The 14,854-nt window shown below is 42.1% G+C and carries 11 protein-coding genes; 8 read left to right on the forward strand and 3 right to left on the reverse strand.

Features of this window, described 5'->3' with window-relative positions:
- The first annotated feature begins 20 nt into the window (after positions 1 to 20).
- From CSQ79_RS25085 to CSQ79_RS25105, 5 genes are all read left to right on the forward strand, one after another.
- On the forward strand, positions 21 to 2,030 hold the full coding sequence (locus CSQ79_RS25085) for an alpha/beta hydrolase (protein WP_099703834.1): 2,010 nt from the start codon (positions 21 to 23) through the stop codon (positions 2,028 to 2,030).
- 75 nt (positions 2,031 to 2,105) lie between these two features.
- The gene (locus tag CSQ79_RS25090; protein ID WP_289501538.1) at positions 2,106 to 2,234 is read left to right on the forward strand and encodes a hypothetical protein; all 129 of its coding nucleotides are present in this window, start codon (positions 2,106 to 2,108) and stop codon (positions 2,232 to 2,234) included.
- A 150-nt stretch (positions 2,235 to 2,384) separates the two neighbouring features.
- A complete protein-coding gene (gene ureC / locus CSQ79_RS25095; RefSeq protein ID WP_099703870.1) occupies positions 2,385 to 4,082 on the forward strand; it encodes an urease subunit alpha in 1,698 nt (565 codons plus the stop codon).
- Between the two features lie 489 nt (positions 4,083 to 4,571).
- Positions 4,572 to 5,678: a hybrid sensor histidine kinase/response regulator gene (locus CSQ79_RS25100; RefSeq protein ID WP_099703835.1), complete on the forward strand. Its 1,107-nt coding sequence runs from the start codon at positions 4,572 to 4,574 to the stop codon at positions 5,676 to 5,678.
- Positions 5,679 to 5,873: 195 nt separating this feature from the next.
- Positions 5,874 to 7,271 carry an amidase gene (locus CSQ79_RS25105; RefSeq protein ID WP_099703836.1) on the forward strand — a complete coding sequence of 466 codons (1,398 nt, stop codon included), beginning with the start codon at positions 5,874 to 5,876 and terminating at the stop codon, positions 7,269 to 7,271.
- Between the two features lie 83 nt (positions 7,272 to 7,354).
- On the opposite strand, the gene CSQ79_RS25110 is transcribed toward CSQ79_RS25105, so the two are convergent.
- A complete protein-coding gene (locus CSQ79_RS25110; protein WP_289501540.1) occupies positions 7,355 to 8,749 on the reverse strand; it encodes a glycoside hydrolase family 1 protein in 1,395 nt (464 codons plus the stop codon).
- Positions 8,750 to 9,021: 272 nt separating this feature from the next.
- On the opposite strand from CSQ79_RS25110, the gene CSQ79_RS25115 reads away from it, so the two are divergent.
- The 3 genes from CSQ79_RS25115 (at position 9,022) to rpaB (ending at position 11,913) form a co-directional block, all read left to right on the forward strand.
- The gene (locus CSQ79_RS25115) at positions 9,022 to 9,678 is read left to right on the forward strand and encodes an HAD family hydrolase (protein ID WP_099703838.1); all 657 of its coding nucleotides are present in this window, start codon (positions 9,022 to 9,024) and stop codon (positions 9,676 to 9,678) included.
- A 90-nt stretch (positions 9,679 to 9,768) separates the two neighbouring features.
- Entirely contained in the window at positions 9,769 to 10,473 is a 705-nt protein-coding gene (locus tag CSQ79_RS25120) for a Crp/Fnr family transcriptional regulator (protein ID WP_099703839.1), read from the forward strand.
- Positions 10,474 to 11,184: 711 nt separating this feature from the next.
- On the forward strand, positions 11,185 to 11,913 hold the full coding sequence (gene rpaB, locus CSQ79_RS25130) for a response regulator transcription factor RpaB (RefSeq protein WP_099703871.1): 729 nt from the start codon (positions 11,185 to 11,187) through the stop codon (positions 11,911 to 11,913).
- Between the two features lie 93 nt (positions 11,914 to 12,006).
- On the opposite strand, the gene CSQ79_RS25135 is transcribed toward rpaB, so the two are convergent.
- Positions 12,007 to 14,310, reverse strand: a complete 2,304-nt coding sequence (locus CSQ79_RS25135; RefSeq protein ID WP_099703840.1) for a nitric-oxide reductase large subunit — start codon at positions 14,308 to 14,310, stop codon at positions 12,007 to 12,009.
- 207 nt (positions 14,311 to 14,517) lie between these two features.
- Positions 14,518 to 14,847: a hypothetical protein gene (locus tag CSQ79_RS25140; protein ID WP_099703841.1), complete on the reverse strand. Its 330-nt coding sequence runs from the start codon at positions 14,845 to 14,847 to the stop codon at positions 14,518 to 14,520.
- Positions 14,848 to 14,854: the final 7 nt, after the last annotated feature.

Below are 14,854 nucleotides of genomic sequence, written 5' to 3' on the forward strand. Positions count from 1 at the left end.
CAACCTAGGATATTCCTGCGATGAAAACCAATGAAACTCAAGCGATTTCTTTCCCCGAACCAACAGGTAAGTATGCCGTGGGAACCACCTCTTTGTACTTTGCCGATCCAAAGCGAGAAGAACTTTTCACAGAAGATCCCAACGATGTTCGAGAGATTACGGCAAAAGTTTGGTATCCCAGTGAAGCAGTTCCAGGCGCTACGACCGCACCTTATATGAGTGAAGAATTGAGTAGTGCGTTTGCATCTGGGTTAGGAATACCAACAGATGAATTTGTCAACCTGGTTCAATCTATCCCGACTTACAGTATCGAGAACGCTTCAGTTGCCACGACACAATCCAAATATCCAGTGGTATTTTTGTCTCACGGCGGTACTGACATGCCTGAATTTAACACCTTTAGAGCACAAGAATTAGCTAGTCAAGGGTATGTCGTCGTTGCGATTAACCATACTTACGACTCAGCCTTGAACATCCTTCCTGGTGGACGAGTTGCTCCTCGTTCTTCGCTCTTTGATACAGCAAACATTGAAGCTGAAATTGACGAACTTCAAACTAAAAACGTTGCTATCAGAGCTGGAGATATCCAATTTGTCTTAGACGAACTTGAAAAATTTAATGCAGGAAACGATCCAACAGGTTTGTTTAACGGGAGATTGGACTTAGATCGAGTCGGTGTTTTTGGAGTTTCTACAGGTGGAGTGACTGCCGCCGAAGTTTTGGCAACCGATCCTCGTTTCAAAGCAGGAGCAAATTTAGACGGCTTGTTACAGGTAGACACATTTAACGCTAGTCTCTCCCAACCCTTTATGGTGTTCAACAACGTGGCATTTGGTACAGAGATCAGTTCTGATGCATTATCAAGAGAGGTGGACGATCAAACCTTCCTCAATAATCTCCAAAATGAAGGATATAAAGTGACCATTTTGGGGACAACTCACTTGCACTATACCAGTGATGTTCCCTTTCTATTTCCTCTCTTGCGAGAGTCTGGTATCGAGATCGGTGGTCTAGCAAACTCATTCAATTATTTCTTCGATCCGCAAGCGACTATCAAGACTTATGAACACAAAGATTTTGAACTGATTGACCCCAACCGAGTCACGCAGATCACTAATGATTACATCACTGCTTTCTTTAATCAGCATTTAAATAACCAGGAAAGCCCTCTGTTTAGGGATAGTTCCTTTCCGCTTCCAGCAGCCTATCCAGAAGTAATTGCCCAATCATATAAGGGGAACAATCTTCTGTCAGACAGAAGCGGGGATGATGTGCTTTATGGAGGGCGAGAAAATGACTTACTGCATGGAGGCGGGGGTGATGATGTCTTAAAAGGAGGCGATGGCAGCGATGCCTTACATGCAGGCAGCGGAAACAATTTGCTGTACGGTGGCAGAGGAAATGATTATCTATTTGGTCAAGACGGCAACGATTTCCTGCACGGTGGTAGAGGAAATGATTTTCTGCATGGGGATAGGGGCGACGATGAACTTCAAGGGGGCAACGGCAAGGATTCCCTGATTGGGGGTGATGGCGAGGATACGATGAGTGGCGGCAAAGGTGGCGATGTCCTCACGGGTAGTGCAGGTAATGATAGCTTAAGAGGCAATTATGGTCGCGATATTCTCTATGGTGACGCTGGCGATGATTGGTTGCAGGCAGGTCAAGGTGATGACACACTTCATGGCGATTCAGGTAACGATATCCTCATTGGGGGATGCGGTGACGATACATTAAATGGTGGTACGGGCGACGATCTGCTTCAAGGTGGCTCTGGGTTCGATCGGTTCTATCTGAGTAGTGGTCAAGATGTCATCCGAGACTTTCAGGATGGTCGAGATTTGTTAGGGCTGCCAACAACTATCAATGGTACCACTCTTAGCCTCAGTGACCTTAATGTTACTCAGGTCGGGCAGAATACTGAAATTCGCTGGAAGCTCGAAGGGTTGGGAGATTTGGGAAGTCAGATGCATATTACTCTTCTCGAAGGGATTCAAGCCAGTCACATCACAGTCAATGATTTTGTGTAAATGACAGATTAACCCTCTTGCAGGCTTTTAGCAGCTAAAACAAACGGCGGACAGCTATCGATTGCACAAGCAGCGATGTACACTGGGCTAGAACCCAAAGAAGCGAAGAAACTACTCCAAGAGGCTGAAAGGGTAGGATATGCTGAGGTTTGCAACGATCCGGTGACAGGTGCGATTCGCTATCGCTTCGATGTATGGTCATAATAAATGCGATCGCATCCTTACAACAATGTGACTACACAGTTGTCGTAGCACCAGAACGGGATAAAATACCCAAGAACCTCTTTATCTTCGTGTTTTTTTGGTTCAAAACACATTACCAGACCATAAAAGGAGCATCGCATGAGTTATCGCATGGATCGTCGTGCTTACGCTGAGACATTTGGTCCAACAGTAGGCGATCGCGTGCGACTTGCAGATACAGAATTGATTATTGAAGTTGAACAAGACTTGACAACCTACGGTGATGAAGTCAAATTTGGCGGCGGTAAAGTGATTCGCGATGGTATGGGACAATCGCCAATATCCAACGCTGATGGTGCTGTTGATGTTGTGATTACCAATGCTTTAATTCTCGATTGGTGGGGAATCGTTAAAGCTGATATTGGCATTAAAGACGGCAAGATTTTCAAAATTGGCAAAGCGGGAAATCCATATATTCAAGACAATGTAGATATTATTATTGGTCCTGGTACTGAAGCCATTGCTGGAGAAGGAATGATTCTCACGGCTGGAGGAATTGACGCGCACATTCACTTTATTTGTCCGCAACAGATTGAGACAGCGATCGCCTCTGGAGTCACGACAATGATTGGTGGCGGTACAGGCCCAGCCACAGGAACAAACGCAACAACTTGTACGCCTGGACCTTGGAATATTTACCGCATGCTGCAAGCTGCGGATGCATTTCCAGTTAATTTAGGATTTTTAGGTAAAGGTAACAGCAGTCAACCGCAAGGACTCGTCGAACAAGTTCAAGCAGGGGCGATGGGTTTAAAACTCCATGAAGATTGGGGAACAACACCTGCTGCAATTGATACCTGTTTGAGTGTTGCAGACGAATTTGATGTCCAAGTTGCTATTCACACCGATACACTCAACGAAGCAGGATTTGTTGAAGATACGATCGCTGCTTTTAAAAATCGCGTCATTCACACTTATCATACAGAAGGTGCAGGTGGCGGTCATGCACCAGATATCATCAAAGTCTGTGGAGAAGCTAACGTTTTACCTTCTTCTACCAATCCCACACGTCCTTATACATTAAATACTTTAGACGAACACTTAGATATGTTGATGGTGTGCCATCATCTCGATCCAGGAATTGCAGAAGATGTCGCCTTTGCTGAGTCGCGGATTCGCAGAGAAACAATTGCAGCCGAAGACATTTTGCACGATTTGGGTGCTTTTAGCATAATTTCTTCTGATTCTCAAGCAATGGGAAGAGTGGGAGAAGTGATTATTCGGACTTGGCAAACTGCTCACAAAATGAAAGTACAGCGCGGTGCGCTAGCAGAAGATACTTCAGAAAACGACAACTTTCGTGCCAAGCGCTATGTTGCTAAATATACAATTAATCCGGCGATCGCACATGGTATTTCTCATTATGTCGGTTCAGTAGAAGAAGGGAAACTGGCTGATTTGTGTTTGTGGCGTCCGGCGTTCTTTGGTGTCAAGCCAGAAATTGTGATTAAAGGTGGGGCGATCGCCTATGCGCAGATGGGAGATGCCAACGCGAGTATCCCTACACCACAACCTGTACATATGCGTCCGATGTTTGCTAGTTTTGGTGGGGCGATCGCAAAAACTTCGCTGACATTTGTTTCACAGGCTGCAATAGATTTAGGAATTTCTCAACAGCTAAACTTACAAAAAAATGTTGCCGCTGTCTCTGGTACTCGTCAGCTAAGTAAAAGAGAAATGAAGTTAAACGATCTTTTACCTCAAATCGAAGTAGATCCTGAGACTTATGAAGTGAAAGCAGATGGAAAATTATTGACTTGTGAGCCTGCGACAGTGTTACCTCTTGCACAACGCTATTTTCTCTTCTAGGTTTCTTACCTTGCTACCACAAAGTAAACAGCTTTGAGCTAAGTCAGTCAACAGACCTCCTACATGGGTGCAATTGCGAATCAATGTGCAGCTAAACAGATTTCTACTACCGTGGATTTACATATAAAGTTTTCGTTGTGAGTGTATGCAGACATACTTTACTTTGACAACCATAACTGTAGTTAACGTGTATCAAGGATGCATGATTGCAGTTTGAGTAGATAGTAACTCATAAATAGTTAGTAACGACTTTATGATAATCTAGTTATTCGACGAAAATAATGTCACTACAGTTTTTAACTTTAGCGATAGTGTATTTGCTTTCTCTTGCAAGCAATCGAAATAGTATTACAAAAAAACTTTTAATAACAAGTTGGTATAAAAACAATCCTTCGTAAGTAGGAGGTCAAGTGAGCAGTTAGGAGGAAAAATAATACAGATGCAAGCAGTTAATAAAATTTAACTTATAGTTGTAGATACTTGGATTCCATGTGTGCCCAACCCTCTCGCCCTGATAATATTCTTGTTGTAGATGACTCGCCAGACAATGTTTTCCTGATCCAAACAATTCTGGAAGAGGAAGGTTATAAAATAGCTACCGCAGAAGATGGTCCTACGGCTTTAAGACTAGTTGAACAGTCTCCGCCACACTTGGTACTACTTGATGTCATGATGCCAGGAATGGACGGCTTTGAGGTAACTCAGCGTATCCGGCGAAATAACCAGCTACCATTTATTCCAATTTTGCTAATAACGGCATACGATCAACCAAGTGTTGCACAGGGCTTGGACATGGGTGCAGACGATTTTATTCGCAAACCTGTAGAGGTTGATGAATTGTTGGCACGCGTGCGATCGCTATTACGGTTAAAACATAGCGTGGATGAACGCGATCAAATAGCTCGTCAAAGAGAAGATTTTGTATCTCGCCTAACACACGATTTGCGTACTCCTCTTGTCGCAGCAGATAGAATGCTGATGCTGTTTCAACAAGGGGCTTTAGGTGAACTTTCACCCACAATGAAAGAAGCAGTTACTACGATGGCGCGTAGTAATCAAAACTTGCTACAAATGGTGAATACTTTATTAGAAGTATACCGCTTTGAGGCAGATCGTAAAGTTTTAAATTTCATGCCTGTCAATTTACAAGAGGTGCTAGCAGAAGTTGTCAAGGAACTAGAACCACTTGCACAAGAAAAAAAACTTCCCTTACAGTTTGAACCAATGAATTTACAAGTTAATCCGAAAATCATCGGCGATCGCTTGGAAATTCACCGTTTATTTACAAACTTAGTGGGAAATGCAATCAAGTTTACTGATAATGGTTCTGTAACTGTATGCATGAAACCTTCTCAAGGCGCAGATTCAGATTCATACATCACAATTGAAGTCATAGATACTGGTTCTGGTATTCCTCAAGAAGAACAAGCTACTTTATTTGAAAGATTTCGCCAAGGAAGCCACAAACGCTCTGGTAGTGGTTTAGGATTATATCTTTCACGTAGAATTGTAGAAGCTCATCAGGGTACAATCGACGTTAAATCAACACCTGGGCAAGGTAGTCTATTTGCTGTTCATCTCCCTATTGCGCAGTAACTTCTAGCAATATGGAGATAGTTAAATAACTGCGAGAGTATTAATACTATCCAAAGGCTGGTCATTAAAGCAGCGGTCGTGTAAATAAGCTGATATTATTTTCATCAGCCATTAAGTTGATGAACGCTAAAGGTTCTTGCTCAACTTTCTTCGACGTGCTAACTTCGCAAACGCGATCGCCATTGACCACACCTCATGAGTAAAACTGATCTAGCCTTTACCTCAGCCCTCGATCAAGCGCAGTTAATCCGCAGCGGTGAAGTATCGCCAGTTGAATTAGTCGAACTTTACTTAGAACGCATTCAGCAACTCGATAGTCAAATTGGTAGTTATTTTACTGTGATCGCAGAAAAAGCGATCGCGGATGCTAAAGCTAAAACTGAGTTATTAAGTAAAAGCAACGAACTACCACCGTTTTTTGGCGTACCAATTGCGGTTAAAGATCTTAATTCTGTCGCAGGGGTTCCGTGTAGTTATGGCGTTCCAGTTTTAAAAAACGAAATTGCAGCCTACGATGATGGAGTTGTTACCCGCATTCGTCATGCAGGATTTATCATTTTAGGTAAAACAGCGACATCCGAACTCGGTTCTTTTCCCTACACTGAACCAACGGGCTTTCCGCCAACGCGCAATCCTTGGAATTTGCATCATACTGCTGGTGGTTCGAGTGGCGGATCAGCATCAGCTGTTGCTGCTGGGTTATGTGCGATCGCTCAAGGTTCGGATGCTGGGGGTTCCATTCGCGGTCCAGCATTTTGTTGTGGTTTAGTGGGAATTAAGCCATCACGCGGTAGAGTTTCTTGGGCACCTGTAGGCGATCGCTTAAGTGGTCTATCATCTAATGGTCCAATTGCGCGTACAGTTGCAGATGCTGCGGCATTACTTGATGTTATGTCTGGTTATGTCACTGGCGATCCTTATTGGCTACCCGATCCACAACCGAGTTTTCTAGCAGCAACCGCACAACAACTAGGACGTTTACGGATTGCGTTTACAACAAGCATCTCACCAGTTGGTGAAGCCGACGCAGCGTGTCAACAAGCAGTACGCGATAGTGTGAAGCAACTACAAGACATGGGACATATCGTTGAACCAGGTTGTCCTGACTTTAGTGGCTTAATTGAACCCTTCGCGTGTATTTGGCAATCTGCAGTAGGTGCTAGCGGTATTCCCCAAGAGGTTCTACAACCATTTAACCAGTGGTTACTCGCCCAAAATGGCACTGCGGGAGATTATTTGCGGGCGGTGTCTCAAATGCAAGCGATCGCCCGTCAGATTGTGGCATTCTTTGACAATATAGATGTGCTAATCACACCAACGTATATGCATTCTGCGATCTCTGTTGGCGAGTGGGCTAATTTGACCCCAGAAAACACATTGCAAAGAATAATTAATTGGATTGCACCATGTCCGCCATTTAATGCTAGTGGTCAACCAGCGATCGCACTCCCCACAGGCTTTGATGATCGTGGCTTACCAATCGGGATTCAACTTGTAGGACGTCCTGCAGCAGAATCAACATTAATTGCACTCGCCGCACAACTAGAAGCTGCGCAGCCTTGGAACCAACATCGTCCGGCGATCGCGGTGTGAAGCCGCCGACTGAAGTCGGGGCTAAAAAGACAAAGTGTACCTTCGTACACTAAGACAAGGACTTTGTTTATGAAGCTACGAATTCATTCGCCAAGCATTTCTTGAATAATCTGCTGATATGCGTAAAAACTTTGTTTTGGTATTCTTTGTTGAGAATCAAAATCAACATATACAATTCCAAAACGCTTATCGTACCCGAAAAGCCACTCAAAGTTGTCGCAAAAACTCCATAACATATATCCGCGTAAGTCTACACCATCACGTTTTGCTTGCAACGCAATATCAATATGACGTTTAACATAGTCTGTACGTAGAGGATCTTTAACTAAATCTCCCTCTAACTGTTCGTCAATTTCACCAAAGCCTGCACCATTTTCGGTTATATAAATTACAGGATTATCGTACTCATTTTTAATCCACATTAACAGCTTGTACAGATACTCTGGTCGAACGGGACCGTTAAACATTTTTACTTGATCAGGGTTAGTTGAAAACCACTCTGCTTTGTAAGGAGCAGAATTATCAGCTTTTACATATGCAGGCGCATAGAAATTAACACCAATAAAATCCGGTTGATTTGCAACAATTAATTGCATGTCCTCTATTGATACTTGAAAAGCAGGATTATATTTCTGGTGCAATTTCACAATGTCATCTGGATATTCACCTCCATACATTGCATCCAAAAACCAACGATTATGCAAACCATCAAAGATTGTAGCCGCTTGCACATCTTCTGCGTTGTTTGGATCTAACGGGAGAGTAGGAGTAAAGCTTAAAGTAATGCCAATCGCGCCATCTAAACTTAACTGGTGATAATTTTGAATTGCTGTTGCACTTGCAAGTAATAAATGATGGACTGCTTCAGCTTGTTTACCATAAGTTTCATGACTAATTGCAAAAGGATTTGTTTTTTTCTCAATGGCGTTGTGTGCTAAAGGTTCAATGAAAAATATATTAATAAAAGGCTCGTTAAATGTTATGAACTTTTTTACTCTATCACTATAGTTTTTAAAAAGAACATTAGCATATTCTGCATACCACTGCACTGAATCTAAATTACCCCAGCCACCTTTTTCTTGTAATTTGTATGGTAGATCCCAATGAAAATTAGTGACGACAGGTTCAATTTCATTTGCTAAAAGATCGTCAATTAGCTGATTGTAATAAGCCGTACCTTTTGAGTTTATTTCTCCTATTCCATCAGGAAGAATGCGCGACCATGCAATTGAGAAGCGATACGCATTAACACCAAGTTGTTTCATCAAGGCAATATCTTGCAAATACTGCGATCGCTCATAATAATTGATGGCAACATTACCCGTATCTTGTTTACCAATAAAAGCTTTAGTGACTTGATAGTCATTCGTATAAACATCCCAATTCGAGCGACCTTTACCATCAACTTGATAACCTCCCTCAACCTGATAAGCAGCACTCGCAACACCCCAAAGAAATTTATCTTGTGTAAACATCATCGTAATTCAGTAAGTGATGAACGCAGTTTGAAGATTGGTAATGGCTAATTGGAACTTGTGGAAAGAAAATTTTATAAAAGTTCTCCCTGTTACTCCATTGCTTTGTCTCCTGACTATAAACTAGCATTGAGCTGAGGAAACACCAGAAATTATGATATGGTTGTTGCTTAATAGTTACTAGTTGACTTTGATTACCAATTGCCGATCTGCACAGATATCATAAGTGTTTAATCAAACACAATATCAGCAATAAGCTTTTAATTTGAGGAACCATGCTGGCAGCAATTTTGTACGATCTTGATGGAACTATTGTCAACACCGATCCTCTCCATTACCAAGTTTGGCGCGAAATGTTGCAGGAATACGGTATCGAGATTGATGAAGAGTTCTACAAAAATCACATGAGTGGGAGACTCAATCCCCAAATCGTGCGCGATTTTATGCCAGAGTGGTCAGATGCAGAAATCTATCAGTTTAGCGATCGCAAAGAAGCCCGTTTTCGCGAAGTTGCGGGTACTCTCACAGCACTACCTGGACTCTACGATGCGATCGCCTGGGGAACTGAACGCCAACTTAAACAAGCAGTGGTCACTAATGCACCGCGTGCTAATGCAGAATATATGCTAGATGTACTGAAGCTTGCAACTGCATTTGATCAAGTAGTCATCTCAGCCGAAGTTGGTATTCCTAAACCCGATCCTGCTCCTTATGAGTATATTCTTAAAGAGTTTGGCATCACATCAGGTGAAGCTTTAGCCTTTGAGGATTCTCCTTCAGGAATGCGCTCAGCCGTTGCAGCAGGTATTAAAACTGTCGGTATTGCTACAACTCAAGAACCCACTGAGCTTTATGAACTAGGTGCAGTGTTAGTTATCCCTGATTATACTGACTCAAGGTTATGGGAATTATTGGGAGTTCCTCATCACTAAAATCCTAATCAGAGGGAATAGGAAACGGGTAACTAGTAGATATTCTTTCCAATTACCAATTACCAGTTACCAATTACCATTGATGACTATATGCAAGCAAGTATTGAGCAAATTTCGCAAGTCAGTGTGTTGGCAGGTTTAGAAACTCCAGACAAGTATAAATTGCAACCTTATACGCAAGTCCGCCAATATTTGCAAGCAGAAATTGTCTTTCATGAAGGCGATCGCTTACCAGCCAAATTGTATGCTCTCATTGATGGTGAACTGCGAGTCACTAAAATTGCAACTACAGGTAAAGAAACCATTCTCCGGACACTTACTCTAGGAGAAATTTTTGCTGCACCAGCACTATTGGGCGATGGAATTGCACCTGCAACGGTTACAGCAGAAACTAATTGTCAAATTCTCACTGTAGAACGCGATGCTTTACTCACAACGATTCAGCAGAATCCTGATGTTGCTTTAAAGATGCTGATGGTGTTTAATGCGCGCTTGCAGCAACTGCATGAAACTGTTCATGGCTTAGTTTCAGAACGTGCGATCGTGCGCCTAGCCCGATTGATTCATTATTCTGCGGTTGAATATGGCACGCAAACTACCAAGGATGGCGAGTTTTTAAAGGTTAAGTTACCTTACTATCGCATTGCGCGGAGTATTGGAATTACCTATGAAGAATGCGTGAGATTAATTAAAAGTCTTAATTGCCTTGTTTACCATCGAGGCGGTAAGATTGCTGTTTTGGATATGGAAAAGTTGGAAGCGATCGCGCGTGGAGAGTTAGCAGTTATGGAATAAACAGTTTGCTTCTGCAACAAAAATTCATCAAAATTGAATTACATATCTGGATGACGATCAAGACTGTGGTTCACATGATAGACGCTGTGCTTTTGCCTGTATGAGACCATCAGTTCTACGGCTTCTCTGACACTCTTTTCCAGCGCTGACAACCTTTGCTCAACGTTATCTAGCCTTTCATGGCAAGACATTATTCCTAAATAAGACCTAAGGGCACTAATCACGATTTCTGATTTAGACTGCCCTGTTTCTTTCATCCTAGTAAGAATCGCCTGTTCTAACTCAGGAGGAATCCTAACACCAAGGAAGGGATTTGCCATGTCAGTCTTCTGAGTATAAGCTTTGACTTTTGATAATAACAGTTCACTGCTGAGTCACCAACGTTGTAACAATGAATTATAAAACCTTGAAGTACTTACTTACCTTTGTGTAACATTGTGATAACTCAAATGCTGAACAGCAATCTAGCTTACTCAAGCGCACTTCTGTATGAACATAGTCTTTCATCTGAGAAACATTTCTTTAAGAGAGCTTAGCTTTTTTAGTTTCACCGTTTCGTGAAAAGATTTGTTATCATTTGTTATCAGAACCGTAATAACTCATCTCAAAACGCTTCAGGTTCAACGCGGAGCAATCTTAATGGTGAGTTATTTACCCGTGAAAAAAAAGATTGCTAGCGAGTTGCTGAACACAAGCAAGGAGTACTCGATAGTGGCGAGCGATAAGAAAAAAATTTTGGTGGTAGACGATGAAGCTATGATCCGTCGCATTCTCACCACAAGGCTTTCTATGGTGGGGTACAACGTTGTAGCAGCTGCGGATGGTAAAGAGGCTTTAGAGGTCTTCGCAACTGAAGATCCCGATCTCGTCGTCTTAGATGTGATGCTACCAAAGCTTGATGGATATGGTGTTTGTCAAGAAATTCGTGAGACTTCTGACATTCCTATTATTATGTTAACTGCCTTGGGTGATGTTGCAGACCGGATCACGGGGCTGAAGCTAGGTGCAGATGACTACCTTGTGAAGCCTTTTTCTCCTAAAGAGTTGGAAGTCAGAATTGAAGCAATTTTACGACGAATTGATCGTCCTAGCTTTTCAGGCTCAGGAGTTATCTGTGCAGGTAGATTGCAAATTGATTTCAACAAGCGACAAGTCACGCTGAACGAAGAACGAATTCGGTTAACTAATTTAGAATTCAATTTACTGAAACTATTAGTAACACGAGCTGGAGAAGTTATATCTCGCTCGGAAATCTTGCAGCAGATTTGGGGATATAGCCCGCGTCAGCAAGCTGATGTCCGAGTCGTTGATGTTCACATCTCGCGGCTACGAGTCAAGCTGAAAGAAGATCCTAAAAACCCAGAGTTTATTCACACTGACCGAGGTACAGGTTATTTTTTTCAGAAAGTGACTGAACTACCACAAGTTTTAGGTGCATAGAGGGCAATTAATGTCAAGATAAAGTGGCGATCGCTTTGACACAAAAAAATCTCCAAGCTCAAACTTGGAGACTAAAAATTATTCAACAATCAATTAACGTTTACTAGGCGTTAACTCTGCAACGCTAGTCTGTACTGGAAAGCGGAAGACTGCGAAAATTGCTCTGACAGTAAACGCAAACATTGCGAGTGTACCAACCGCAAAAATAATATCCCCTGGAATTCGCAGCCACACTGTCCATCGCATCCAAGGGCTAGTAATGACTTCTGCACTTCGCGCAAACCAAGTACCATGATTTACCGACTCAACAAGTTGATAAAATCCATTGGGAATTAAGCCAAAAACCAACATTACAACCAAACCACCGTTAATTGCCCAAAAAGCAAAACGCAGTAACTTTTCATTCCAAGCATCTTCGGGGACAAATTCGCGAAAAGCAAATAGCATGAGTGCCAAAGCAAGACAACCGTAAACCCCAAACAAAGCAGAATGGGCATGAATTGGCGTTGTATTTAAACCTTGGGAATAGTAAAGAATAATCGGGGGATTAATCAAAAATCCAAACACACCCGCACCGACTAAATTCCAAAAACAAGTAGCAATAAAAAAGCGTAAAGGCCAACGATAAAATCCTTCAGCTTCTTGCGAAAGTTTTAGTGTTTTTAACACTTCAAAACCAATCAGTGATAATGGCACAACTTCTAACGCGGAGAATACTGCTCCCATTGCCGCAATAAACGATGGCGTACCGGAAAAGTACAAGTGATGCAAAGTTCCAATTACGCCGCTACCAAGATATAAAATTGTCGTGAGATAAGTTGCTCTTAATGCCGAAGACCGCTTCAAAAAGCCTAATTCACTACAAAGATAGGCGATAACAACTGTAGCAAATACTTCAAAAAATCCCTCGACCCAAAGGTGAATCACCCACCATCGCCAATATTCAGCAATACTTAACGGCGTATGGTTGGTATACATTAAACCAACCGAATAAAACAAAGGAATTGTAATCGCACTATAAAGGAAAAAGTGACTTAGACCTGTCGGGTTTTTCTCTTTTTGCAGAGCAGGTTTAAATGCACGATACATCAACCACAACCAAAAAGTCATACCACCAATTAGCAGCACTTGCCAAACTCTACCCAATTCGATGTATTCATACCCCTGGTGTCCCCACAAAAAACTACTTTTTACATCCAAAACTCCTGTTACTGCTTGCCAAGTACCAATCATCGAACCACCGACAATGACAGCGAGTGCGATCAGAAGAATTGTGTTACCCAATGCTTGAAATTTAGGCTCAAACCCACCAAAACGCGGAGCAAAGTATAATCCTGCTGCAAGCCAACACGTTGCAATCCAAAATATAGCTAATTGTAAGTGCCAAGTGCGAGATGCAGCATAAGGAAGAAATTGATTCAAAGGAATTCCATAAAAACCTTCTCCTTCTACAGCGTAGTGTGCAGTGAACATTCCCATCAGAATTTGCACCAAAAACAGCACCATAGCTACACCAAAATATAGCGAGGTGACTTTTTGGCTAGGAGTAGGAATTCGGACTGCAGGGCGTGCTGGTACTGGCTGTACTTCGTCAGATTCTTCTTGCGCTAAATAGACTAATAAAAATACACCTATTCCGGCAATGAGAACGACAATTGATACAATTGACCAAATTAGAAATTGTCCTGGTGGTTGATTACCAATTAAGTCGTCGTGCGGCCAATTCGCGGTATAAGAAAATGGTGCATTTGGTCGATTTGCTGCCGCAGCCCATGCTGTCCAAGCAAAGAAAGCCGTAACATTATGAATTTGCGTATCGTCCTTAAACCATCCATCAGGAATTGAGTGAATTGCAGAACCGTGTGCTAAGAGTTTTTGGTAATCTTGAAAGACCTGTTTCAAACCTTGAGTTTGAGCATTTGTAAGAATCAAATCATGTGTTTGCGGATCGTATCGATTCGTTTTAAAGTGTTCGCTGACTTGTGCTTGTAAGCTAGCACGTTCTGCTACTGGTAAAGCTTCTAAATCAGCTTGCGAGAACTCAGGATTTTCATTGAATAAAACTCCCGCAGTTGCTAAACCCCAACGATGAAGAACATCAGCTGTCCAATCGGGTGCTAAATAGCTGCCGTGTCCCCAAATACTACCTATATGTTGTCCGCCACGCGCTAGATAAATTTCTTGTCCGGCTTGAATTTCTGGTTGAGTGAGTAAAATTTCTTGCTGAGGAGAACGAATCGTTGCTGGTACGGGTGGAGCATTCTTCCAAATAATCACCCCAGTTCCTAATAAAACTGAAAAAGCAATGATGCAGATTAAAACTAGCCATACAGGTAAGCTGAGTTGACGTGTTTTATGTAGCGTTTTGGATTGGGAATCTAACAGGGTTGATGACATAGTAAAACCTCAAATTCGGACAGTAGAGAATGAGGATTCGTCAAGAGAAAATCTTGCAATGCTTTTGAATGGAGGCATTTAAGGTAATACTTACATCCGAATACGCAATTGAGTTTCTCATGGCGTTTTCAAGCAGATAGAATGGTAAAATTTTTAACCGATGATATTTCACAATCTCATGTAGCAATTAGAAAAGTGCTGTTGCAGCTACCAACTAATAACAGCGCATACAACCGTAGCTGTAGATTTTTTTTGTGCGTTGTGCAACCATTCTTCAAATTCTGTTAATAAACTTTCTGGTAAATTTCTTACCATTGCTACAATTGCTCCTACGAGGTCATTTTCAGAAAGTTGTGTAGGCAACTTGGCTTTGAGTTCATTCGAGCGAATGTAATTGAGAAAACCACGAATTAAGACTGGTACATCACCTGTAGGAGTGGTGTAAATTAAAGCTTCATTATCAGCTAAAGAGGTTTGACGGAACTCCTGCAAGTTACCCCAGCCTAAATAACGACACTCAATGTTGCTAGCACTCATTGCTCTC

It is taken from the genome of Gloeocapsopsis sp. IPPAS B-1203 (assembly GCF_002749975.1).
Taxonomy (GTDB): domain Bacteria; phylum Cyanobacteriota; class Cyanobacteriia; order Cyanobacteriales; family Chroococcidiopsidaceae; genus Gloeocapsopsis.